Annotated in this window: 18 protein-coding genes; 11 read left to right on the top strand and 7 right to left on the bottom strand. The window is 64.4% G+C overall.

Going from position 1 to position 21,768, the window contains the following annotated elements; translation table 11 throughout:
* Positions 1–23 precede the first annotated feature (23 nt).
* Complete coding sequence (locus tag NDY25_RS02130) at positions 24–425, top strand: MAPEG family protein (RefSeq protein WP_104549685.1); 402 nt, start codon at positions 24–26, stop codon at positions 423–425.
* 174 nt (positions 426–599) lie between these two features.
* Positions 600–1,778 carry a 5-demethoxyubiquinol-8 5-hydroxylase UbiM gene (gene ubiM, locus NDY25_RS02125; protein WP_168957790.1) on the top strand — a complete coding sequence of 393 codons (1,179 nt, stop codon included), beginning with the start codon at positions 600–602 and terminating at the stop codon, positions 1,776–1,778.
* 281 nt (positions 1,779–2,059) lie between these two features.
* Here ubiM and NDY25_RS02120 read toward each other — a convergent pair whose 3' ends face one another.
* The 4 genes from NDY25_RS02120 to NDY25_RS02105 form a co-directional block, all read right to left on the bottom strand.
* Positions 2,060–2,380, bottom strand: a complete 321-nt coding sequence (locus NDY25_RS02120; RefSeq protein WP_168957789.1) for a hypothetical protein — start codon at positions 2,378–2,380, stop codon at positions 2,060–2,062.
* Complete coding sequence (locus NDY25_RS02115) at positions 2,377–2,619, bottom strand: RNA-binding S4 domain-containing protein (protein ID WP_042598248.1); 243 nt, start codon at positions 2,617–2,619, stop codon at positions 2,377–2,379. The genes NDY25_RS02120 and NDY25_RS02115 overlap by 4 nt, the downstream gene beginning before the upstream one ends.
* Before the next feature lie 155 nt (positions 2,620–2,774).
* Positions 2,775–3,422, bottom strand: coding sequence for a hypothetical protein (locus tag NDY25_RS02110; RefSeq protein WP_168957788.1), 648 nt, complete (start codon positions 3,420–3,422; stop codon positions 2,775–2,777).
* A 28-nt stretch (positions 3,423–3,450) separates the two neighbouring features.
* A complete protein-coding gene (locus NDY25_RS02105) occupies positions 3,451–3,951 on the bottom strand; it encodes an RNA polymerase sigma factor (protein ID WP_168957787.1) in 501 nt (166 codons plus the stop codon).
* A gap of 171 nt (positions 3,952–4,122) precedes the next feature.
* On the opposite strand from NDY25_RS02105, the gene NDY25_RS02100 reads away from it, so the two are divergent.
* From NDY25_RS02100 to NDY25_RS02085, 4 genes are all read left to right on the top strand, one after another.
* Positions 4,123–6,072 carry a DEAD/DEAH box helicase gene (locus NDY25_RS02100; protein WP_168957786.1) on the top strand — a complete coding sequence of 650 codons (1,950 nt, stop codon included), beginning with the start codon at positions 4,123–4,125 and terminating at the stop codon, positions 6,070–6,072.
* Positions 6,073–6,346: 274 nt separating this feature from the next.
* Positions 6,347–8,803 (top strand): putative bifunctional diguanylate cyclase/phosphodiesterase, encoded by a 2,457-nt coding sequence (locus tag NDY25_RS02095; protein WP_256627739.1) that lies wholly within the window; start codon positions 6,347–6,349, stop codon positions 8,801–8,803.
* The gene (locus NDY25_RS02090) at positions 8,800–9,522 is read left to right on the top strand and encodes a pseudouridine synthase (RefSeq protein ID WP_006449920.1); all 723 of its coding nucleotides are present in this window, start codon (positions 8,800–8,802) and stop codon (positions 9,520–9,522) included. Before NDY25_RS02095 ends, NDY25_RS02090 begins: the two co-directional genes overlap by 4 nt.
* A 125-nt stretch (positions 9,523–9,647) precedes the next feature.
* Positions 9,648–10,718, top strand: coding sequence for a GGDEF domain-containing protein (locus tag NDY25_RS02085; RefSeq protein ID WP_006449921.1), 1,071 nt, complete (start codon positions 9,648–9,650; stop codon positions 10,716–10,718).
* Between the two features lie 110 nt (positions 10,719–10,828).
* On the opposite strand, the gene NDY25_RS02080 is transcribed toward NDY25_RS02085, so the two are convergent.
* The gene (locus tag NDY25_RS02080; RefSeq protein ID WP_168957785.1) at positions 10,829–11,776 is read right to left on the bottom strand and encodes a DMT family transporter; all 948 of its coding nucleotides are present in this window, start codon (positions 11,774–11,776) and stop codon (positions 10,829–10,831) included.
* 109 nt (positions 11,777–11,885) lie between these two features.
* Positions 11,886–12,719 carry a DUF72 domain-containing protein gene (locus NDY25_RS02075; protein WP_168957784.1) on the bottom strand — a complete coding sequence of 278 codons (834 nt, stop codon included), beginning with the start codon at positions 12,717–12,719 and terminating at the stop codon, positions 11,886–11,888.
* Between the two features lie 324 nt (positions 12,720–13,043).
* Between NDY25_RS02075 and rraA the strand changes: the two genes are divergently transcribed.
* The 5 genes from rraA to NDY25_RS02050 all read left to right on the top strand — a co-directional run bounded on the left by rraA (position 13,044) and on the right by NDY25_RS02050 (position 19,522).
* Positions 13,044–13,544 (top strand): ribonuclease E activity regulator RraA, encoded by a 501-nt coding sequence (rraA, locus tag NDY25_RS02070; protein ID WP_168957783.1) that lies wholly within the window; start codon positions 13,044–13,046, stop codon positions 13,542–13,544.
* A gap of 22 nt (positions 13,545–13,566) precedes the next feature.
* Positions 13,567–15,162, top strand: coding sequence for a serine hydrolase (locus NDY25_RS02065; protein WP_168957782.1), 1,596 nt, complete (start codon positions 13,567–13,569; stop codon positions 15,160–15,162).
* A 333-nt stretch (positions 15,163–15,495) separates the two neighbouring features.
* Entirely contained in the window at positions 15,496–16,761 is a 1,266-nt protein-coding gene (locus tag NDY25_RS02060) for a cation:proton antiporter (protein ID WP_168957781.1), read from the top strand.
* Positions 16,762–17,005: 244 nt separating this feature from the next.
* Positions 17,006–17,605: a plasmid pRiA4b ORF-3 family protein gene (locus NDY25_RS02055; RefSeq protein WP_168957780.1), complete on the top strand. Its 600-nt coding sequence runs from the start codon at positions 17,006–17,008 to the stop codon at positions 17,603–17,605.
* Between the two features lie 84 nt (positions 17,606–17,689).
* Positions 17,690–19,522, top strand: a complete 1,833-nt coding sequence (locus NDY25_RS02050; protein WP_168957779.1) for an ABC transporter ATP-binding protein — start codon at positions 17,690–17,692, stop codon at positions 19,520–19,522.
* Positions 19,523–19,914: 392 nt separating this feature from the next.
* On the opposite strand, the gene NDY25_RS02045 is transcribed toward NDY25_RS02050, so the two are convergent.
* Entirely contained in the window at positions 19,915–21,720 is a 1,806-nt protein-coding gene (locus NDY25_RS02045; protein ID WP_168957778.1) for a DUF885 domain-containing protein, read from the bottom strand.
* Positions 21,721–21,768 lie beyond the last annotated feature (48 nt).

The following is a 21,768-nucleotide window of genomic DNA, read 5'->3' as shown; positions in this document are numbered from 1 at the left end:
CCGCGGCCAACCGGAGACTCTGAGTGGAACTGACGATCGAACTAAAGATGCTGGGCTGGGCGATGGTGCTCGGCCTGGTGCAATTGCTGGCCGCCTCGGCCAGCATGACTGCCCAGCGCGGCACCAAGTGGAACGCCAGCGCGCGCGATGGCGAGACCAAACCGTTGACCGGCGTTGCGGCGCGGCTGGATCGCGCCTTCCGCAACTATCAGGAAACCTTTCCGATCTTCGCTGCTGCAGTGCTTGCGGTGAGCGTTGCCGGACGCACCAACGCGGAGACTGCGCTCGCTGTGCAGCTGTATCTGTGGGCGCGCGTGGCCTATGTGCCGGTTTATGCAGCAGGCATCCCTTATCTGCGTAGTGCGATCTGGGTGGTGTCGTTCTGGGGCATCGTCAAGCTGGTGCGGGCGCTGCTGGGCTGGTGATGTGCCGTGTTCTGCGTTCGCGCAGACGGCTGGCCAGTGTCTGATAAACCTAGCGAGAGATCGCCCGATTGCTACGGTGGTTTGTCATCTGTTCCCGTTGCGGCTTGATCCCGATCAAAGCCAGTCAACACCACTGCCGCTAGACTGAGCGCATCGGTGGTAGCGGAGCGCATCATGCAATCGGTAGATATCGCGGTGATTGGCGCGGGGCCGGTGGGCCTGAGCTTTGCGCGGTCGTTGGCAGGCAGTGGTCTGTCGATGGTGTTGGTCGACCAGCAACCGCGCGCGCAGCTCGCCGATCCTGCATTCGACGGGCGCGAGATCGCATTGACCCACGCCTCGCGTGCGCTGCTGGAACAACTGGGGATCTGGCAGCAGTTTCCCAGTAATGCGATCTCCCCGCTGCGCGATGCACGCGTCATGGATGGGCATTCGCAGTTCGCATTGACCTTTGCGGCCTCCGCACGCAGCGCTGGCGATCTGGGTTGGCTGGTGCCGAATCATCTGATCCGTCGCGCCGCCTGGCAGGCCGTGCAGACACAACCTGCAGTGGACATGCGTTGCGGCTGCACGTTGCTGGCCGTGCAGCAGTGTGGCGACTGCGTGGTGCTGCAGTTATCCGATGGGCAAACGCTGTCGGCGCGCCTGTTGGTAGCGGCCGACAGTCGATTTTCCAGCACCCGGCGCCTGCTTGGTATCGGCGCGCAGCTGCGCGATTTCGGCAAGAGCATGCTGGTGTGCCGCATGCGTCATGCGCTGCCGCATCGGCAGGCGGCATGGGAGTGGTTCGGCTATGGCAAGACGCTGGCGTTGTTGCCGCTGCAGGGCAATCGCGCCGGCGCAGTGCTGACGCTGCCGCCGCGGCAGATAGAGGCCTTGCTGGCGATGAACGAGGCGGACTTCAGCGCAGCGGTGACCGAGGCATTCGAACATCGGCTCGGCCCGATGCAGCAGGACGGCAGCCGGCATGCGTATCCGTTGGTGGCGGCCTATGCACAGCGTTTCGTAGCCGAGCGTGCTGCGTTGATCGGCGATGCGGCAGTGGGCATGCACCCGGTCACTGCGCATGGGTTCAACTTCGGCTTGCAGGGCCAGGCACGCCTGGCCGAGCGCGTGCGTGCCGCCACAGGTGCCGGGCGCGATATCGGCGCTGCGTCGCTGTTGCGCGGCTACGAACGTGCGCATCGGCTGGCAACGCGGCCGCTGTACGAAGCGACCAATGCACTGGCCGCGCTGTATACCGACGAACGTGCGCCGGCCCGCTTGTTGCGACGTGGTGCGCTGCGTGCGGCGCATGCGGTAGCACCGTTCAAACAGGCAATTGCGGCGCATTTGACGCAGCGGAGCGTTTGACGCGCTGAAGGGATCGCGGTGCAAGCAGTACCTGCCGCGCCACGTTGGTGCATCGCTGGGCGAGGGTGTTTTGCGATGGCTCTCACTGCGTGAGCGGACAGCGGTGTCAGGCGATCATCAAGCTGTCGCCATGGGCGCGTCACGCGTTGCGCCACGGCGTTTCATCGCGCTACGAGGTTGCGTTGCAAGGTTTATCACTGCGTGAGCGGACAGTATGGTTGGCCGAGCATTTGGGGTTGCTCGTGCTGCAGTCAGACCGCCTGTAGCCAAGCAGAGTGCAATCAAACCGGCGCGTTTACCCGCGCAAGAATCGCATCGATCGCCGTCCGCGCATCGCCACTGCGCAAGGCTTCTTCCAGCAGGGGAATCACCCAGGCGCAGCCGGCTTTGGTCACATCTGCGCGCCAGCCGCCAGGCCAGCCTTCCAGCTCGTGCAAGGCCAGCATGCTGCAACCGCCGCGCTCGGCGTGGCCGCCACGAATCGACTGCTCGAACCAGAACGGCGTCGCCGAATCGGCATCGATCGAAAAAATATAGACATCGTGGTCCGGATCTTCTGCCGAGGGCGCGATATTGCGCCAGCTGACCTGCACCACCTTCATTCTGCCGGCTCCGCATCGGGGTCCAACGCCAGCACGCGGATTTCCACATCGTCCAATTGCACCAGCTGGCCGGGGCGGATCTTGGCGGTCTTGCGCAGCTCCTGCACGCCATCGACGCTGACCGCACCGCTGGCGACGATCGCCTTGCCCTGGCCACCGCTGTCGGCAATGCCGGCTAGCTTGAGCAGTTGGTTGAGTTCGATGTACTCGCCGTCCAGGTCGAATTCCAGGAATTGCATGGTGCGCTCGCTAACAGGAAGACGGCGATTATCCGCCTGTCGCAGGCGACAACACCACTGCGGCAAGGTGAAGGGCGGCAGCTGGATCGATACGTCACCATGCAAGCGCTTTGGCAGCATCCAATGCGCTGCGATTCGCGTGTGGCGCCAGTGAGTTATTCGCGTCGAAAGCGGGCGATCTCGTCCAGCATGCTTTCGGCGCGGATGACGCCTGGGCCGGCATGCGCGTTGTCGATACGTTCCAGCCACGGATGCTGGGTGCGTTGCAGTCGCCGGTAGCCGAGCCAGGTGCCGATGGCCCCGAGCATGCCCACCAGCGCATTGATCAGCAGCCAGCTGTGCGGCAGCGTCATGCCGGTGAGCATGCGCCAGAGGCCATCGGCCACTGCGACCCAGAGTACCCAGAACACAACGCCCAGCCACGGCGCCACCCGCGTGCGCCAGCGCCGCAGTTGCGCGAGCGCCTGCTGTGTCTGCAGCAGCGGCCCGGCGAAATCCAGCTGCGACACCAATTGCAGTTGGCGTAGTGCGGAGATTGCCAGCGCAATACTCCACGCCTGCAGCAGCACGCCGCCGATGATCGCCGCAGCCTGGTCCGCGTGGGCAAGCCAATTGCGTGCGATCACGATGTTCAGCGCGACGGCGCACAGCAACTGCGCGATCTGGCTCGCCCATAGCGGGCGCAGGCTGGCGCGCGCTGCGTGGCCGCGCACCTCGCCGAGCAGTTGGTCGGTAAGGGCGGTTTGCTGATCCAGGCGTTGGTGCACTGCGTGCCAGGCGCGTTGCATGTCGTCGAGTTCCATGTGCTGCTCCTCTTGCGGGTCGTGTGGGTCAGAGTTCTGCGCGGATGCGCGCTTTCAGACGGCTGAGTTTCGTGGCGACGTTGGTTTCGCTGATGCCGAGCACCTCGCCGATCTCGCGGTAGCTGTGGTCGTCCAGATACAGCAGCATCAATGCGCGCTCCAGCCGCGGCAGTTGCGCGATGAAGCCGTAGAGCGCGGCGATCTGCTGCTCGTGCGCCGGGTCGCGTGCCAGTGGATCGGCGATGCTGTCGGCCACCGCCTCCAGCGGCACCGGCTCGTACGTAGCCCGGCTGCGGCCGCGCAGATCGCTGATCGCCACGTTCAATGCGATGCGATACATCCAGGTGGAAAAACGCCGGTTTGGGTCGTAGCCTGAAAACGCGCGCCATAACTGCACGGTGATGTCTTGCACCAGCTCGGCGCGGTCGTCCGGGTTCCAGCAATAGCTGGCCGCGACCTTCAGGACGATGCCGCGGTGATGCTGCAGCAAGGCGTTGAAGCGGGTGTGAAGGTCTGTTTCCAGGGACATGGCTCCGGCCGCGCAAGTGGATAAGAAGGTTCGAAGAGATGATTCGCCAGGCAGCGCAAATCCTCACAGCCTGAACGGACTGTCACGGAAATTTCGACAGCAGGGGGCCTGAAGGCGCACACTATGCTGCTTTGCGCCTGCCGGATCCGTGCGGCGCCTCCGGAGTTACCAATGACCCAAGAATCTCCCGCGCCGCTGCTGTTTGCAGACCTCGGCCTCTCAGACGCTGTGATGAAGGCCGTCGCCAACGTTGGCTACGAGACCCCTTCGCCGATCCAGGCTGCCACCATTCCCGCGCTGCTTGCTGGCCGCGACGTCCTCGGCCAGGCGCAGACCGGCACCGGCAAGACCGCTGCGTTCGCGCTGCCGGTGCTGTCCAACGCCGATCTGAACCAGCTCAAGCCGCAGGCGCTGGTGCTGGCCCCGACCCGCGAGCTGGCCATCCAGGTCGCCGAGGCATTCCAGAAATATGCCGAAGCCATTCCCGGCTTCCGCGTGCTGCCGGTCTACGGCGGCCAGCCCTACGCCCAGCAGCTGAGCGCGCTCAAGCGCGGCGTGCATGTGGTGGTGGGCACTCCCGGCCGCGTGATCGATCACCTGGATCGCGGCACCCTGGATCTGTCCCAGCTCAAGACGCTGGTGCTGGACGAAGCCGACGAAATGCTGCGCATGGGCTTCATCGACGACGTCGAAGCGGTGCTGAAGAAGTTGCCGGAAAAGCGCCAGGTGGCGCTGTTCTCCGCGACCATGCCGCCGGCGATCCGCCGGATCGCGCAGACCTATCTGAAGGACCCGGCCGAAGTCACCATCGCGGCCAAGACCACCACCTCGGCCAACATCCGCCAGCGCTATTGGTGGGTGAGCGGTTTGCACAAGCTGGATGCGCTGACCCGCATTCTCGAGGTCGAGCCGTTCGACGGCATGATCATCTTCGCGCGCACCAAGGCCGGTACCGAAGAACTGGCGCAGAAGCTGCAGGCGCGCGGTCTGGCCGCTGCCGCCATCAACGGCGACATGCAGCAGGCTGCACGTGAGAAGACCATTGCCCAGCTCAAGGACGGCAAGCTGGACATCCTGGTTGCCACCGACGTGGCCGCACGCGGCCTGGACGTTGAGCGCGTCAGCCACGTGCTGAACTACGACATTCCGTACGACACCGAAAGCTATGTGCACCGCATCGGCCGTACCGGCCGTGCCGGCCGCACCGGCGATGCGATCCTGTTCGTCACTCCGCGTGAGAAGGGCATGCTGCGTTCGATCGAGCGTGCGACCCGTCAGCCGATCGAAGAAATGCAGCTGCCCAGCGTGGATGCGGTCAACGACACTCGCGTGGCGCGTTTCATGACCCGCATCACCGAGACCTTGGCCGGCGGCCAGATCGAGATGTATCGCGATCTGCTGCAGCGCTACGAGAGCGAGAACAACGTGCCGGCGATCGATATCGCTGCGGCGATGGCCAAGTTGCTGCAAGGCGATTCGCCGTTCCTGCTGACCCCGCCGGTGCGTGGCGCACGCGAGGAATTCGCACCGCAGCGTAACGAGCGTGCCGATCGCGGCGATCGTAATGACCGCGGTGATCGTGGCGAGCGCCCACGCTTCGAGCCGAAGTTCGAGCGCGGCCCGCGTGCCGATGGCGAGCGCGCTGCGCGTCCGCCGCGTGCCGAGCGCCCTGCGTTTGCCGGTGACGGCGCTGGCGCCGTGCGTCCGCGTCGCGACCCGGTCGCACCGCGTGGCGAGCCGGAGGTCGGCATGGAGAGCTACCGCATCGAAGTGGGCCACACCCACGGCGTGAAGCCGGCCAACATCGTCGGCGCGATCGCCAACGAAGCGGGTCTGGAAAGCCGCTACATCGGCCGTATCGACATCCAGGACGATTATTCGATTCTGGATCTGCCGGCCGACATGCCGCGCGAATTGCTGACGCACCTGAAGAAGGTCTGGGTGTCTGGCCAGCAGCTCAACATGCGCAAGCTGGAAGAGGGCGAGGCTGCGGCGTCGCCGTCCAAGCCGCGCTTCCCGCGTAGCGGCAAGCCGGCCGGTCGCCCGAATGGGCCGAACCGTCCGATGGACCGTGCCGGCGCGCCGCATCGCAAGGGTCCGCCCAAGCCGCGCGGCGAGTAAGCGGAGCTGACAAACCCGCTGCGTGCGGCCGCCCGGTCCACGCAGTCGGCCTCCGGAATCGGTATGTTTATTGACGCATACCGGATCCCGCGTCTGGTTCTTCAGGCGTTGCCCATTGCGAACCACCCTTTGTTAGCCATGCTAAGTCCGTGAGGCAGTTGTGCTCGCCGGGTGCGCATTGCCATACAGACTCGGTCGTTGCGGCCGCTACTGCCTTCAGGCGCCCACTGGGCGCCTGAATCGCATTGGGCAGCGGCGGGGGACGAGGATGGCGATGGCGCAGGCGGCACGCGGCAAAAGCGGTGGTCGGACCATGCACATGGTGCGCGGCTGGCTGACACTTCCCTTGGCATTGCTGATCGGTGTGGCTGTCGGCATGGCGATGCTCTCGGCGCTGATGATCGAGGTCCAGTCCGGCGCCACCGCCTGGATCGTCGGCCAAAGCCATTGGTCCAACGCCCAGCAGGAGTCGGTGTACTGGTTGGAGCGCTATCTCGTTAGTGGCGATCCAGCCGACCTGCAGGCCGCCTGTCGGGCACTGGAGGTACCGCTGGGCGATCGTGCGGCACGTCAGGCGGTCGAACAGCCGGTGATCGACTGGGACGCGGTGTACGCCGGTCTTGCCGCAGGACGCAATGCCCGCCAGGACATGCCGCAAATGGTACGGCTGTACCGCTACGGCCAGGTGTTTCCATACCTGAGCGAGGCGATCGCGCTGTGGAAACACACCGACGCCGATATCCTGCAGCTGAGCGTACTGGCCGACAGGGCGGCATCGGCGCAAGCCACCAGCCGGCCGGACCCGCGCGCGCTGCAGAACCTGCGCGAGGACCTGCATCTGCTGGATGCGCGCATGCGCGGCGATGCCGAAAAATTTCAGGCCTTGCTGATCCGCTGCGCGCGACTGCTGCACGATGTGATGGTGTTCTGCAGCGTGGCCACCTTGCTGCTGGTGCTGACCACCTGCGTGCTGGCGATGCGCCGCATCCGCGATTATCTGCTCTCGCACGAGGGCCGCTTCCGCACTGCGTTTCAGCAGGCTGCGCTGGGTATGGTCAAGTTTGACCTGCACGGTCGCGTGCTCGATGCAAACACCTCGATGGCCAACATCCTGCGCTACCGGCCCGAGGAACTGCAGGCCTGCACGCTGGCCGAGGTGATGCACCCTGGCGATATCGCGCTGGACAGCCGCGGCATGATCGATTGGCCCAGATTGATGCAGTCCGGCGAACTGCGCTTTCTGCGCGCCGACGGCGGGGTGATGTGGGGGCGCTGGAGCGCCTCGCTGGTGGAGCCGGGCCCGGAAGAACCGACGCTGGTGCTGGCGGTGATCGAAGATGTCTCGCATGCGCACGAGCTGGCCGACGAAGTGTCTTTCCATGCGCGCCACGATGCCTTGACCGGCTTGATCAATCGCCACGAAATCGAACGCCGGCTGCTGCGCCTGATCGAACCACCGCAATCGCCGCAGCTGTGCCACGCGCTGTGTTTTGTCGACCTGGATCATTTCAAGCTGGTCAACGACACCTTCGGGCATGCGGTCGGCGACAAATTCCTGTGCCATTTCGCCGACGTGATCACCATGCAGCTGCGCCCGGGCGATTGGCTGGGGCGGCTGGGCGGCGATGAGTTCGCGATCCTGCTGGCCAATACCGATCTGCTGCAGGCGCAGGCCGTGCTTACCCACATGCACGGCGTGCTCGGGCAGCCGTGGAGCCATCAGGGCGGCAAGCCGCTGACGCCCAGCTGCAGTTTCGGCGTGGTGGAAATCCGCCAGGGCGCCAGTGATCTCAACGCCTTGATGACCGCCGCCGATCTGGCCTGTTATGCGGCCAAGGAAGAAGGGCGTAACCGCATTCGCTGTTTTGACGAAAACGATCTGGCGCTGGCGCGGCGGCGCCACGACGGTGGTTGGATCAGCGCGGTGCAGCAGTCCATCGCCGAACAGCGGTTGCTGTTGTATGCGCAGAAAATCCAGGTGTTGAGCGACCCGGGACGTCTGCGGTACGAAGTGCTGGTGCGCATGCGCGCGCGCGACGGCCGCGTGCTGAGCCCGGGCGAATTCCTGCCTGCGGTGGAGCGCTATGGCCTGGGTCGCATGGTCGATGTGCATGTGCTGGAAACCTTGTGCGCGCAATTGGCGGCCAATCCGCTGCATGTGGCGAGACTGGATCTGTGCCATGTGAATCTGTCGGCGCAATCGATCGCCCAGCCGGATTTTCTCGACTTCGTGTGTGCGCTGTTCGAGCGCTACCCCACGCTGGTGCCCAAGCTATGCATGGAGATCACCGAGACCGCGGTCATCGGCAATCTGGAACAGGCGCAGCGCTTCGTGCAGAGCGTGCGTGCGCATGGCTGCCATGTGGCGCTGGACGATTTCGGCAGCGGTCTGGCCTCGTTCGGCTATCTCAAACAGTTCACCGTGGACGTGCTGAAGATCGATTGCGGCTTCGTGCGCAATTACGCGCACGACGCGGTGGATCGCGCCGCAGTGCATTCGATCGCGCAGGTCGGCCTGGCGCTGGGGATCGAAGTGGTGGCCGAAGGGGTGGAGTCGGAAGCCGATATTGCCGGCCTGCGCGAGGCCGGCGTGGGCCAGGTGCAGGGTTTCAGCCTGCATCGCCCATGCCCGCTGGACGAGCTGGTGCAGGCCTCCCTGCCGTTGATGGCGGTGCCTGGAGAGATGCAACGGCTCACGATTGCCGATAAATCGCCGATAATCGGCAGATGACAACTCGACTCAACAAATACATCGCCGAAACCGGCTTCTGCTCCCGCCGCGAGGCCGATCGGCTGATCGGCGAACGCCGCGTCACCGTCAACGGCGTGCCTGCCGGCACCGGTGCGGTGGTGGGCGAGGAAGATACCGTGCTGGTGGACGGCCAGCCGCTGCGCACGCGCGCTGCCAGCAAGCCCGGTGGCCGCAAGCATGTGTACATCGCGCTCAACAAGCCGGTCGGCATCACCTGCACCACCGAGAGCTCGGTCAAGGGCAATATCGTCGAATTCGTCGGCCACGAGCAGCGCATCTTCCCGGTCGGCCGGCTCGACAAGGAGTCCGAGGGGCTGATCCTGATGACCAGCAATGGCAACATCGTCAACGAGATCCTGCGTGCGGAAAATCGCCACCAGAAGGAATATCTGGTGGCGGTCAACAAGCCGGTCACCGACGAGTTCCTGCGTGGCATGGCACGCGGCGTGCGCATCCACAACGAGACCACGTTGCCGTGCCGCACTGCGCGCATCGCCAAATTCGGCTTCCGCATCGTGCTGGAGCAGGGCTTGAATCGGCAGATCCGCCTGATGGCCTCCGAATTCGGCTACCGCGTCACCCAGCTGCGTCGGGTGCGCATCGATAACATCAAGCTGGCTGCGCTCAAGCCGGGGCAGTGGCGCAACCTCAGCGATGCGGAACTGCGCGGCTTGCTGCCGCAGCGCACCGATTGGTGACGCCGCAAGGCATGGGCTGAACGGAAGCGACACGGTGTCTCGGGTGGTCCGGCGCACCCCGATAGTCGAGCCTGACGCGCTCGGTCATACTTTCGCCGCAAATAGCCAGCTGGGGGAGCGGGCAGGTGATCAAACCGGAATTGCCGGACAACGAGGCCGAGCGGCTTGCAGCGCTACGCCAGTACGAGGTGCTGGATTCGCCGCCTGAGCGCGCGTTCGACGATCTCACCATGATCGCGTCCACGCTGTGCGAGACGCAGATGGCGGCCGTGGTGTTGGTGGACGAAGACCGCCAGTGGTTCAAGTCTGCGCATGGCGCGCCACGCGGCGAAGCGCCGCGCGACATCTCGTTCTGTGCGCACGCGATCCTGCGCCCGGATGAAGTGTTGATGGTGGACGACACCTTGCTCGACCCACGCTTCCACGACAACCCGATGGTGACAGGCACTTCTGCGGTGCGCTTCTACGCCGGTGCACCGTTGGTGACCAGCGAAGGGATGGCGCTGGGCTCGCTGTGCGTGTTCGACCAGAGCCCCACGCATCTGCGCGATGAGCAGCGTAACGCCTTGCAGGCATTATCGCGCCAGGCCTCGTATCTGCTGGAGTTGCGCCTGGCCGGCAAGCGCCTGCGTCAGCAGTTGCATGAGCGCGAATGGTACGAGCAGCAGATGGCCGGTTATTACGCGCAGATGGATGCGTTGAACGCGGACCTGGTCGAACAGACCCGTACCGATCCATTGACCGGCTTGCCCAACCGGCGTGCCTTTGCGGCTGCCTTGGCCGCGGCGACCGAGCAGACGCGTGCGGCAGGCCAGCCGTTGTCGGTGGCGTTGCTAGACGTGGACCACTTCAAGACCGTCAACGACGTGCACGGCCACGACCAGGGCGATGTGGTGCTGCGTGAGCTCTCTGCGTTGTTGCGCGCGCATGTCGCCGGTGCCGGCACCATCGCGCGTTACGGCGGCGAGGAATTCGTGTTGCTGCTACCCAATGTGGATCTGCTGCAGGCGCGCGTGCAATGCGAATACCTGCGCCAGAGCGTGGCGGTGATGACGATCGCGCTGCCGGTGACGGTAAGCATCGGCGTGGCAACGCTGCATCCGCAGGAAAACGTGGAAGCGGTGATCAAGCGCGCCGACCAGGCCCTGTATGCGGCCAAGCGCGGCGGGCGCGATCAGGTGGTGGCGTTGGGGTAGGGCGGTGCTGCTGCGCGCGCCGATGCTTCATCGATAATGCCTGTCGCGGCCTGGGCCGCTCCTACGATGGGGTTCGATGGGAGTTGTCGATGCTCCATTGCGCTGCGCAGTCACTCGACGATGTTCTTCGCTTCGGCGGTGCCGAGCAGTTCCGGGTGCACGATCTTGCGCCGGCGTTCCAGCATGGGATGCAGGAACACCGCGCCGAGAATGATCGCCACGCCCAGATAGAACTGCAGGGTCAGCTCGCGCTGTTCGCCCAGCAGCGCGATTGCCAGCACGATGGCGTAGACCGGTTCCAGGTTGGTCACCAGCTGCACCGAGTAGGCGCTGAGATGGCGCAATGCCACCAGTGCCAGTGCAAACGGCAGCAAGGTGCAGGCCAGCGACAGCACGAGCAGCAGCACGCCATCGTGCAGGCTGGGAATAATCAGCAGATTGCCATGCAACGACGGCAACAGCAGCGGCATTGCCGGTGCCAGCAAGGTCAAGGTCAGCGTGCCGGCGCCGAGCTCCAAGGCAGTGACGGTGAGCGGGTCGGCATGCGTCACCATGCGCTTGTTGAGCGAGCCGAATAACCCGACAAATACCGCCGAAATCGCGCCAACCACCACGCCGGCACGCATGCCATCCGGCACGCCGCCGACCACCAGCGCCACGCCCGGCAACACCGCCAGCCCGAACAGCAATTCGCGCGGGCGGAACGGTCGCTGCGTCACCCACGGCTCGATCACTGCGGTAAATACCGGCGCCAGCGCAATGCAGGTCGCTGCCACCGATGCATTGGCCAACTTGATCGCGCCGTAGAAGGTCAACCAATGCAACGCCACCAGTGCGCCGATGCCGCAATAGCCCAGCACCACCCGCCCGGACAAGCCGCGCAGTCCGCGCCAGACGCGCGGCAACAGTGCCAGCGCCACCACCACGATCAACATCCGCCACCACACCAACGGCAACGCCGGCAGCGTGATCAGCTTGCCCAGGATCGCGGTGATGCCCCAGAGCAGGACGCAGAAATGAATTTGCAGTTGCGCCTTGCGCAGATCGTTCGTGGGCATGCGCCATTGTCGCCTAATTCGTCATGCCGCCAAACACGCGCCGCTTGCGCGCCAACCACGTCGAGCGGCCATGCACGCGGGTTGCCGACGGCGGCACGCGCTGGCGGGACTAGCGCGAACCCAGCGTATGCAGCAACGCCATCGCAGCAGCGGGATTACGCTCCTTCGCAGCACTGATGAAAAACACGAATACCTCGCGCGGTGTGGCTTTGGCTTGAGGCTCGGCATCAATGTGCGGTAGATCCGCCGGATCCTCGCCACGCCGCCAGGCCTGGATGCGCTCGGCCCAGCGCGCCAACGCCGGCGCCGGATAACCTGCAGCGAGACGCGCCTGGCTGCGCATCAAGCGTGCATAGACAAAATCGGTGGATAGATCGGCAAAGGATGGGTGCTCCTGCGAATCGGTGAACACCGTGGCCACGCCATGCTGGCGCACCAATGCCAGTAGCGAGGCGTCCACCGCGTCGTGGTCGCGGATTTCCAGCACGTGCCGCAGCACGCGCTTGCCGGCGCGTTTGGGCAGCAGCGACAGAAAACCATCCAGATCCTCGGCCTGCAGGCGATGCCCCTGCTCGAACTGCCACACCAACGGGCCGAGTGTTTCGCCAAGCTCGGCAATGCCACCGATGAAGTCTTCCACCTGCGCCTTGGTGCCCGCCAACTTGCGCGATTGGGTGATACGGCGCGGCGCCTTGGCGGAGAACACGAATCCCGGCGGCACCTCATCGCGCCACTTCGCGTACGTCGCCGGCTTTTGCGCGCCGTAGTAAGTGCCGTTGATTTCGATCGCAGTGACGTGGCGGCTGGCGTATTCCAGCTCGCGCCGTTGCACCAACCCTTGTGGATAGAACATGCCGGCACGCCACGGCGCATACACCCAACCGCCAATGCCGACATGGATGCCATCGAGCGCGGGCGGGGGTGCGTCAAATAGGTCGGTCATGGCGGGCTCCACAGTGGCGTAATGACAGCCACGTGTGCCCAGCTGCGGGCAGATCGAGGCATGCCTGGCTGGATGATAGCGTCGCCGGGCGTGCAGGGATGAAGGCCCAGCGACCAGGGGCTGCTGGGCGCGCATGTGGCATGCACGGGTGATCAAGTTGGTCGGGTGACGTCATGCATCGTTGTGGCCGTTCAAAAAAACGGCGCCGCGCACTTGCAAGGCGTAAGCGCCGCAGACACACCCTTCTGCCTCCCAGCCGACCATCGGCTTACACGGACGCTGCCATGCCGCTACCATCGGATATCGCCGCTTGAGATCGCACCGATGACCTGGACCACGCCCGATCTGTGTGACCGCTTCCCCGAGGTGCATGTCGCCGAGCCGCTGTTCCGCCACTTCGGCGGGCGTGCGGCGTTTTCCGGGCCAATTGCGACGGTGCGCTGTTTCGAAGACAACTCGCGCGTGCGCGAATTCGCTGCCACGCCTGGCGATGGGCGCGTGCTGGTGGTGGACGGGCAGGGCTCGTTGAAGCACGCGTTGCTGGGCGACCAGATCGCCGCGCAGGCGGTGGCCAATGGCTGGGCCGGCGTGTTGATCCATGGCTGCGTGCGCGATGTGGAGATTCTCGCCACGCTGCCGCTGGGCGTGCTGGCGTTGGGCGCCTGCCCGCGCCGGACCGAGCGGCGCGATCTGGGCGAGGTGGAGGTGCCGGTGAATTTCGCCGGGGTGGCGTTCGTGCCGGGTCATTGGCTGTACGCCGATGCCAACGGCGTGTTGGTGGCAGCGCTGCCGCTGTCGTTGGACAGTGCCGGCGGACCGATTTGATCGAGAAAATAAGGACTTGCTAGTGACCTTGAACCGATGGCTGAGTGGAGGCGTGCTGATGCTGGCAGGCGTGATGACGACAACGCAGGCAGCCGAGCTTCCCGCCGGCATGCAGCAGTTCGATGCGCAGATGGAGCGCGTGCGCAAACAGTTCGATGTGCCCGGGATTGCGGTGGCCATCGTCAAGGATGGACAGGTGGTACTGGAGCGCGGCTACGGCGTGCGCGAGATCGGCAAGCCCGCGCCGGTGCAGGCCGATACCTTGTTCGCCATCGCATCCAACACCAAGGCGTTCACTGCGGCCTCGCTGTCGATGCTGGCCGACGAGGGCAAGCTGTCGCTCGACGACAAGGTCATCGATCATTTGCCGTGGTTTCGCATGTCCGACCCATATGTCAGCGGCGAGATGCGCGTGCGCGATCTGCTGGCGCATCGCAGTGGGTTGAGTCTGGGTGCGGGCGATTTGCTGTTCTGGCCGACCACCAGCTACAGCACCGAAGAAGTCGTGCAGCGCTTGGCCAAGGTGCCGTTGAAAGGCGGTTTTCGCGACCGCTACGCCTACGACAACATTCTTTACGCAGTCGCGCAGAAGGTGATCGAGCAGGTCTCCGGGCAGAGCTATGCGGCGTTTCTGCAGCAACGCATCTTCGCACCGGTCGGCATGCGTGGGACGCGCTTCAATGCCGACCATCTGCAGCCCGGCGACAACGCGGCGGTGGGTCATGCCAAATACGACTTCACCGAGCTGCGCACGGTTGCGCCGTTGACCTGGTCCAATAACTCCGGTGCCGGCGGTATCTATTCCAGCGCGCACGACATGGCGCTGTGGATGAAGCTGCAACTGGCCGCTGGCGCGTTGCCCGATGGCACTGCGTTGTTCAGTGCCAAGCGGCAGCAGGACATGTGGTCGATGATCACGCCGATTGCGATCGCCGAGCCGGCGGTACCGGAGCTGGCCGCAGCACGCCCCAACTTTGCCGGCTACGGTGAAGGCTGGAGCCTGAGCGATTATCGCGGCCATCGGCTGGTGTGGCACACCGGTGGCTGGCCGGGCATGGTGTCGCGGCTGACCCTGGTGCCCGACCAACACCTGGGCGTGGTGGTATTGACCAACCAGGAAGTCGGTGCCGCGTTCAATGCGGTGACCTTGCAGGTGCTGGATGCGTTCTTGCAGGTGCCGGCCACCGACTGGACGGCCGCCTATGCCAAGGCGGTGGACAAGGCCGACAGCGATGCCGACACCAGCTGGAAGAAGCATCTGGACGCACGCGCGGCGCGCTCCACGCCGTCGTTGCCGTTGCGCAGTTATGCAGCGACCTATCGCGACCCGTGGTACGGCGATGTGGTGATTCGCCAGGACGGCAAGCGCTTGCGTCTGCAGTTTTCCAAGACCGCGCAGCTGATCGGCACGCTGGAGCATTGGCAGCACGATAGCTTCATCGTGCGCTGGGACGACCGCAGCTTGAATGCCGATGCCTTCGTCAATTTCGCATTGACTCCGGATGGCGCGGTACGCGAAATGCGCATGGAGGCGATCTCGCCGTTGACCGATTTCAGCTTCGATTTCCAGGATCTGGTGTTGACGCCGGTTGCAGAAGGGCAGCCGACGCAGAAGTGATGCGTCGTTGGTTGCGACCGCAGGCACAGCCACTGCACGGAGCGTGTAGTGGCTGGCGGCCACGGCAGCCTGGGCGCATCGTCCAGTGCTACCCCCAACCGACTGCACCGCATCGGGATCGCCATCTGCTCTGCAGCACGGGCGTCAGCAAGGCATTGATCACGGCGCGTGCGGGCAACCGAGCTCGGCGCGCATACACCACGTCGCTTGGCTTGCCGGTGCAGCACAGCCCTGCCGACCGCGGGCGATGCCTGCGTGGCAGCTGCACGATGGCTATCGCCCGCTGGCACGGCTCGATATGATCCGCGCACCCTCAAAGATGTTGCCTTGCGCATGACCACTCCGCAGATGTCGGTGTATTTCTTCTTGCAGGCTGCAGTGATCTTGCTGATCTGCCGTCTGGTGGGTTTGTTGGCCAAGCGGGTGGGGCAGCCGCAAGTGGTGGGCGAGATGATTGCCGGCGTGGCGTTGGGCCCTTCGTTGTTCGGCATGTTGCTGCCGGATGTGCAGGCGGCGCTGTTTCCCAAGCAGACCCTGGACGTGCTCTACGTGCTGGCCCAGTTCGGCGTGGGGCTGTACATGTTCCTGGTCGGTACCGACTTCCGCAGCGATCATTTCCGCGCGCGCTATCGCAGCGCGATGAGCGTGTCGTTAGCCGGAATTGCGGTGCCGTTCGCGCTGGCCTTTGCGATGTGTCCGTGGCTGATCAACGTGGATGGCTTGTTTTCGGAAAAAGCCAAGTTGACGGAAGCTTCGCTGTTTTTGGGCGCGGCCATTGCCATTACCGCCTTCCCGATGCTGGCGCGCATCATTCACGAGCGCGGTCTGACCAACAGCCCGTTGGGCACGCTGGCGTTGACGGCCGGCGCCTTCGACGATGCGGCGGCGTGGTGCATTCTGGCGATCGTGTTGGCCAGTTTCGGCGGCAGTTGGGGGGGCGCGTATCTGGCCATCGGCGGTGGCGTGGCCTATGCGTTGTTCATGATCTTTGTCGGCCGCCATTTGCTGCGGCGGCTCGAGAATTACGTGGTGGCGGACCAGCCGCTGAGCAATGGCGTGCTGGCGGTGATCCTGATGCTGTTCTGCCTCAGCGCCTGGGCGATGGATGCGATCGGCATCCACGCCGTGTTCGGCGGCTTCCTGCTCGGCGTTTGCCTGCCCAGGGGCGCGTTGACCGAAAAACTGCGCGAGATGATGCAGCCGTTCGTGGTGGTCTTTCTGTTGCCGATGTTCTTCACCTATTCCGGTCTCAAGACCCAGCTCAGCGTGCTGCTGCAGCCGCAGATCATGCTGGCCGGCGTGGCGATTTTGGCGGCATCGTTCATTGGCAAGGGATTGGCCTGCTGGGCCGCTGCGCGGATCACCGGCGAGAACAATCGCGATGCGATGGCGATCGGGTCGCTGATGAATGCACGCGGTTTGATGGAGCTGATCATCATCAATATCGGGTTGCAGGCCGGCGTGATCGAACAAGGCCTGTTCTCGGTGCTGGTGCTGATGGCGATCCTGTCCACGCTGATGGCCACGCCGCTGTTCAACTGGATCATGCGCCGCCATGCGCACTTGACCGATGCGGTGCCGAGTCTGCAGCAGCGCTGAGGTTGTTTCGCAGATTTTGTAGATGCAGGGACAAACTGGCGTCGCGCTGCGGTGGAATTACTTGATGCCGCCACGCCCCGCTGCGAGGTACTGAGAGCGCGTCTGCCACCTGGGTGCGCTTGCTTGCGTCCTTGCATGCGTCATCGATATTGGCCACCTGCAATTGGGCGGCTGCAAGTATGCAGCGATGCAGTCGGTGGCGCATCGCTGCATACTTGCACTGCAAACAGGTAGCCAAGACACGATGAGCAAGGCCAAAAAAAAGAAAGCCGCACAGCAGGTGGTGCAGGTACCCGTACCGGTGTATCAGCTGCATGTCGCGCTGGTAGGGAGCACGCCGCTGGTGTGGCGCCGATTGCTGGTGGCCGGGTCGCTGCGCCTGGCAACGCTGCATCGCGTGCTGCAGCCGACGATGGGCTGGAGTAGCGCGCATCCGTACGAGTTCGATCTGGGTGGCGGCCGCTACGGCGAGTCCGGGCTGGATGTTCCCGACCGCCCACGGCTCAAGCATGCCGCCCGCGTCACGTTGGAAAGCGCGGTGGGCGAGCTGGAGTGGTTCGATTATTTCTACGGCAGCGGCGCGGGCTGGCAGCATCGTCTGCAGGTGGAGGCCATCCTGCCGCCGGATGCGGGCCTGCGTGGCGCCCGTTGCGTGGACGGCGCCAATGCCTGCCCGCCGGAAAACAGCGAAGGCATCGAGCACTACCTGGAATTTCTGCAGATCATCGCCGACCCTGGCCATGCTCAACACGTGCAAGTGCTGGCGACACTGGGTGGACGCTTCGATCCGGCGCATTTCGATCTGGACGAGGTCAACCGGTTGCTTGCGCGCATCCGCGACTAAGCGCGGCTGACGACACCTGAGCGCCACTGCGGCTTGACGCGCGATCGGCTAGCCTGATCTCCCGGTTTTTCCAAAGTGTCTGCAATGTTCCGCTGGTTCGAATCCCTGATCGATGTCTTCCCGCCGATCGAGCGGGAAATGCCGCCACGTAGCGTATGGCGGTTCTATCTGCATTATCTGCGGCCGTTGTGGCCGATCCTGCTGGCGACGCTGATCGCCGGATTGCTGCTCGCGCTGGTGGAAGTGGCGATGTTCGACTTCCTCGGTCGCATCGTCGACATGCTCGCCGAGCGGCCGGGGCCGGAGTTCTTCCGTCGCCATGCCGGCGAGCTGATGTGGATGGCGCTGATCACGCTGGTGGCGCGGCCGTTGTTCACCGGCCTGCATAACCTGCTGGTCAATCAGGCGATCGTGCCGGGCTTGAGCAACCGCTCGCGCTGGTTGATGCACAACTACGTGGTACGGCAAAGCCTGGGGTTCTTCCACAACGACTTTGCCGGCCGCATCGCCAATCGCGTGATGCAGACCGGTACCTCGCTGCGCGAATCGGCGGTGCAGATGGTCGATGCGCTCTGGTACATCGTGGTCTATACCGGCAGTGCGTTGTGGCTGTTTTCGCAGGCCGATCCGTGGCTGATGCTGCCGTTGTCGCTCTGGCTGGTGGTGTATATGGCGCTGATGGCGTTCTTCGTGCCGCGCATGAAGGCGCGTGCCTGGATCGCATCGGATGCACGCTCCAAGGCGACCGGGCGCATCGTCGATGGCTACACCAATATCTCTACGCTCAAGCTGTTTGCACATGCCGGCCGCGAGCAGGCGTATGTGCGCGATGCGATCGATGAGTTGACGGTCAAGCATCGCGGCCAGACGCGCGTGACCACCGTCATGGATACCGCCATTGCGGTAGCCAATGGTTTTCTGATCGTGGGCACCTGCGGGCTGGCGTTGTGGCTGTGGAGCCGCGGCCAGATCAGCGTGGGCGCGATCACGCTGGCGACCGGCCTGGTGATCCGCATCCACAACATGTCCGGCTGGATCATGTGGACGGTCAACGGCATCTTCGAAGATATCGGCAGCGTGCAGGACGGCATGCAGACCATCTCGCAGCCGGTGCTGGTGCAGGACGTGCCCGATGCAGTGCCGCTGCAGGTGACGCAGGGACAGGTGCAGTTCGAGCACATCCATTTCCATTACGGCAAACGCGGCGGCGTGATTGCCGGGCTGGATCTGCAGGTGCGCGCGGGCGAGAAGATCGGCCTGGTCGGGCCGTCCGGTGCCGGCAAATCGACGCTGGTCAACGTGCTGCTGCGGCTGTACGACTTGGAGCAGGGGCGCATCCTGATCGATGGGCAGGACATCGCGCAGGTGACGCAGGAAAGCCTGCGCGGGCAGATCGGCCTGGTCACGCAGGACACCTCGTTGCTGCATCGTTCGATCCGCGACAACCTGTTGTACGGGCGACCGCAGGCCACCGAAGCGCAGATGCTGGAGGCTGTGCGCAAGGCGCGCGCGGAAGGTTTTATCGACACTCTGGTGGATGGCGAGGGCCGCCGCGGCTTCGATGCCTATGTGGGCGAGCGCGGGGTCAAGCTGTCGGGCGGTCAACGGCAGCGCATCGCGATTGCACGCGTGTTGCTGAAGGACGCGCCGATCCTGATTCTGGACGAAGCCACCTCGGCGCTGGATTCGGAAGTGGAAGCGGCGATCCAGGACAGTCTGGACGCGTTGATGGGCAACAAGACCGTCATCGCAATTGCGCACCGGCTCTCCACCATCGCGCGCATGGATCGGCTGGTGGTGATGGATGCGGGACGCATCGTCGAAACCGGCACGCATGCGGAATTGATTGCGCAGGGCGGGCTGTATGCACGGCTGTGGGCGCGGCAGACGGGTGGGTTTGTTGCGGCGGATGGGTGATGAGAAATATGCGCTGGCACAGATGCCCGCGTTTCATATGAGTGTGGTGCTACCTGGATGATGCGGGTTTGATGCCTGCCCGCAGAATCGCAGCAATCACTGCAGCAAGCCCCTCTCCTACGGGAGAGGGGTTGGGGTGAGGGTACGGGGCGTAGCCACTGGCCAGTTGGACCACACGAAGCTTCGCCCGTACCCTCATCCGCCCCTGCGGGGCACCTTCTCCCGAGGGGAGAAGGGATGCAGGCAGCTCTTCATTAAGCCCCTCTCCCGTCGGGAGAGGGGTTGGGGTGAGGGTACGGGGCGTAGCCACTCGCCAGTTGGGCCACACGAGGCTTCGCCCGTACCCTCATCCGCCCCTTCGGGGCACCTTCTCCCGAGGGGAGAAGGATCGGTCACTCGATCGGCTGATCCAGCATCAACTCGCGTGCAAAGCGCACCGGTGGGGCGCCGTACGACAGCATCTGGTCGTGGTAGGCCTTCAGGTTGAATTTGTCGCCCAGCTTGGCCTGCACCGCCTTGCGCGTATCCAGATGTTCCTGCACGCCGACGAAATAGGTCGGCAATTGTGCGGACGACAGTTGCGCACGCACCCACTTGCCCGAGGCTTCGCTCTCCTGCTGGAAGGTGTCGTGGGTCATCAGGTGCATTGCCTTGTCGCGATCCCAGCCGTCCACATGTACGCCTTGATCGAGGATTGCGTTGGCAATGGTGCGCAGGTAGAACTTGTGTTGCACCAGGTGGAATAACGGGTCGTTATCCAGATACCCCTGCTCCTGCATCATGCGTTCGGTATACACCGCCCAACCTTCGGCGAACATGCCCGAGCGCAGTACTGCGCGTAGCGTGGAGGGGAATTTGCCCGAGTGCCAGCCTTCCAGGTAATGGCCAGGGGTGCCTTCGTGAATGCTGAGCAGGTGGATCATGCGGCTGTTGTATTCGCGCAGGAAGGAATCGACCTGCTTCTCGTTCCAGTCGTCGGGAATCGGCGACACCGCATAAAAGGTCTTGAGATGCTTGTCGAGCGGGCCGGGCGAATCGCAGTACGCCACCGCCACTCCGCGCTGGAATTCCGGCATCAGGATGATGTCCACCGGCGAATCGGGTAGCGTCATCAAATCCTTCTGACGCACGAACTCGGTGGACTGCGCCAGTGCAGCCTTGGCAGCGTCCACCACCTTGTCGCGTGCCGGCTTGTCGGCATAGGCCAGTCCCAGCGCTGCTTCGATGGCGGCCTGCTGCTGATCGTCGCTGGGGGCAGCGGGCAGTTTCGGTGCGCCGGGCTTGTCCTTGAGCACCGTGCGGGCGATGCCGTACATCTCGCTGCGCACACGCTTGAGTTCGGACTCTGCGCGCTGCTTGATGTCGGCGCGCGACAGCGACGACAGCAGCGCGAATTTCAGCTTCTGATCGTAAATCTGCGCACCGACGCGGAAATCGCCCTTGGCATTGGGCACCAGCACGGTGTCCAGCCAGGTCTGCTGCTCGGCCACGGCCTTGCGCAGCTTGTCGATGGCCGCTTGCGCGCGCGCGGCTTCGATCGGGCCGAGCTGGCCGATGTTGGGTGCGATGAAGGTATCGACGATGCTGAGGATGCCCTTGTTCTGCTTGGCCACCGTCTCGGCGTGGATCTTCGGCACGCGGGCCGGGTCCAGGTTCTCGCGCGCCTGCGCAAAGATGCCGGGAATCTTCTCCATGCGCTGGGTGGCGGAGGTCAGCCGCTCGGGCAGCGGCGCGAACTCGCGCGCCATCAGGCCGTACAGCGCACTGCCGGCCAGTCCGTTGTAGACCTGCGGGTCCCAGGCCCAGCTCTGCAGCACCTCGGTGTTCCAGATTTCCGATTGCAGCTGATTGCGCAGGATCGCGGCATCGACCTGGTTCTCGCGCGACAGCTTGGCCACCTCGATGGCATCCAGCTCGGCCAGCAGTTGTTTGCCCGCATCCAGGCTGTGCTGACGGCCGGCGGTGCTCAGGTCGTCGATCTGGGTGTCGAAGCGGTGATCGCCGGTCTGGGTGGCGGTGACCGGCGACAGCTGCATCCAGGTGTCGAGTGCACGCTTGGGCAGTGCGGCAAAGCGCGCGTCCGGCGTCTGCGCCTCCTGGGTGCTGGCATCACTGGTGCCGGCGCGCGGTGATTCGGGCTGCTGCTGGCAGGCGCTGAGGCCGGCGAGCAGGGCGAGGACGAGCAGGCGTTGACGCATGGTGGATTCCGATCGAAGCAATCCGCCAGCATAGGCATGTGTGCGCTT

It is taken from the genome of Xanthomonas hortorum pv. pelargonii (genome assembly GCF_024499015.1).
Lineage (GTDB): Bacteria > Pseudomonadota > Gammaproteobacteria > Xanthomonadales > Xanthomonadaceae > Xanthomonas > Xanthomonas hortorum_B.
Note: the sequence above shows the minus strand (reverse complement) of the source record. Positions and strands in the feature narration are given on the sequence as shown.

Bases quoted from the DNA above. Each gene is read 5' to 3' on its own strand.
- NDY25_RS02120 (WP_168957789.1), bottom strand. From the start codon at position 2,380: ATGAAGGTGGTGCAGGTCAGCTGGCGCAATATCGCGCCCTCGGCAGAA.
- NDY25_RS02080 (WP_168957785.1), bottom strand. From the start codon at position 11,776: ATGCCCACGAACGATCTGCGCAAGGCGCAACTGCAAATTCATTTCTGC.
- NDY25_RS02060 (WP_168957781.1), top strand. From the start codon at position 15,496: ATGACCACTCCGCAGATGTCGGTGTATTTCTTCTTGCAGGCTGCAGTG.
- NDY25_RS02055 (WP_168957780.1), top strand. From the start codon at position 17,006: ATGAGCAAGGCCAAAAAAAAGAAAGCCGCACAGCAGGTGGTGCAGGTA.
- rraA (WP_168957783.1), top strand. From the start codon at position 13,044: ATGACCTGGACCACGCCCGATCTGTGTGACCGCTTCCCCGAGGTGCAT.
- NDY25_RS02050 (WP_168957779.1), top strand. From the start codon at position 17,690: ATGTTCCGCTGGTTCGAATCCCTGATCGATGTCTTCCCGCCGATCGAG.
- NDY25_RS02115 (WP_042598248.1), bottom strand. From the start codon at position 2,619: ATGCAATTCCTGGAATTCGACCTGGACGGCGAGTACATCGAACTCAAC.
- NDY25_RS02075 (WP_168957784.1), bottom strand. From the start codon at position 12,719: ATGACCGACCTATTTGACGCACCCCCGCCCGCGCTCGATGGCATCCAT.
- NDY25_RS02045 (WP_168957778.1), bottom strand. From the start codon at position 21,720: ATGCGTCAACGCCTGCTCGTCCTCGCCCTGCTCGCCGGCCTCAGCGCC.
- NDY25_RS02090 (WP_006449920.1), top strand. From the start codon at position 8,800: ATGACAACTCGACTCAACAAATACATCGCCGAAACCGGCTTCTGCTCC.
- ubiM (WP_168957790.1), top strand. From the start codon at position 600: ATGCAATCGGTAGATATCGCGGTGATTGGCGCGGGGCCGGTGGGCCTG.
- NDY25_RS02095 (WP_256627739.1), top strand. From the start codon at position 6,347: ATGGCGCAGGCGGCACGCGGCAAAAGCGGTGGTCGGACCATGCACATG.
- NDY25_RS02110 (WP_168957788.1), bottom strand. From the start codon at position 3,422: ATGGAACTCGACGACATGCAACGCGCCTGGCACGCAGTGCACCAACGC.
- NDY25_RS02105 (WP_168957787.1), bottom strand. From the start codon at position 3,951: ATGTCCCTGGAAACAGACCTTCACACCCGCTTCAACGCCTTGCTGCAG.
- NDY25_RS02100 (WP_168957786.1), top strand. From the start codon at position 4,123: ATGACCCAAGAATCTCCCGCGCCGCTGCTGTTTGCAGACCTCGGCCTC.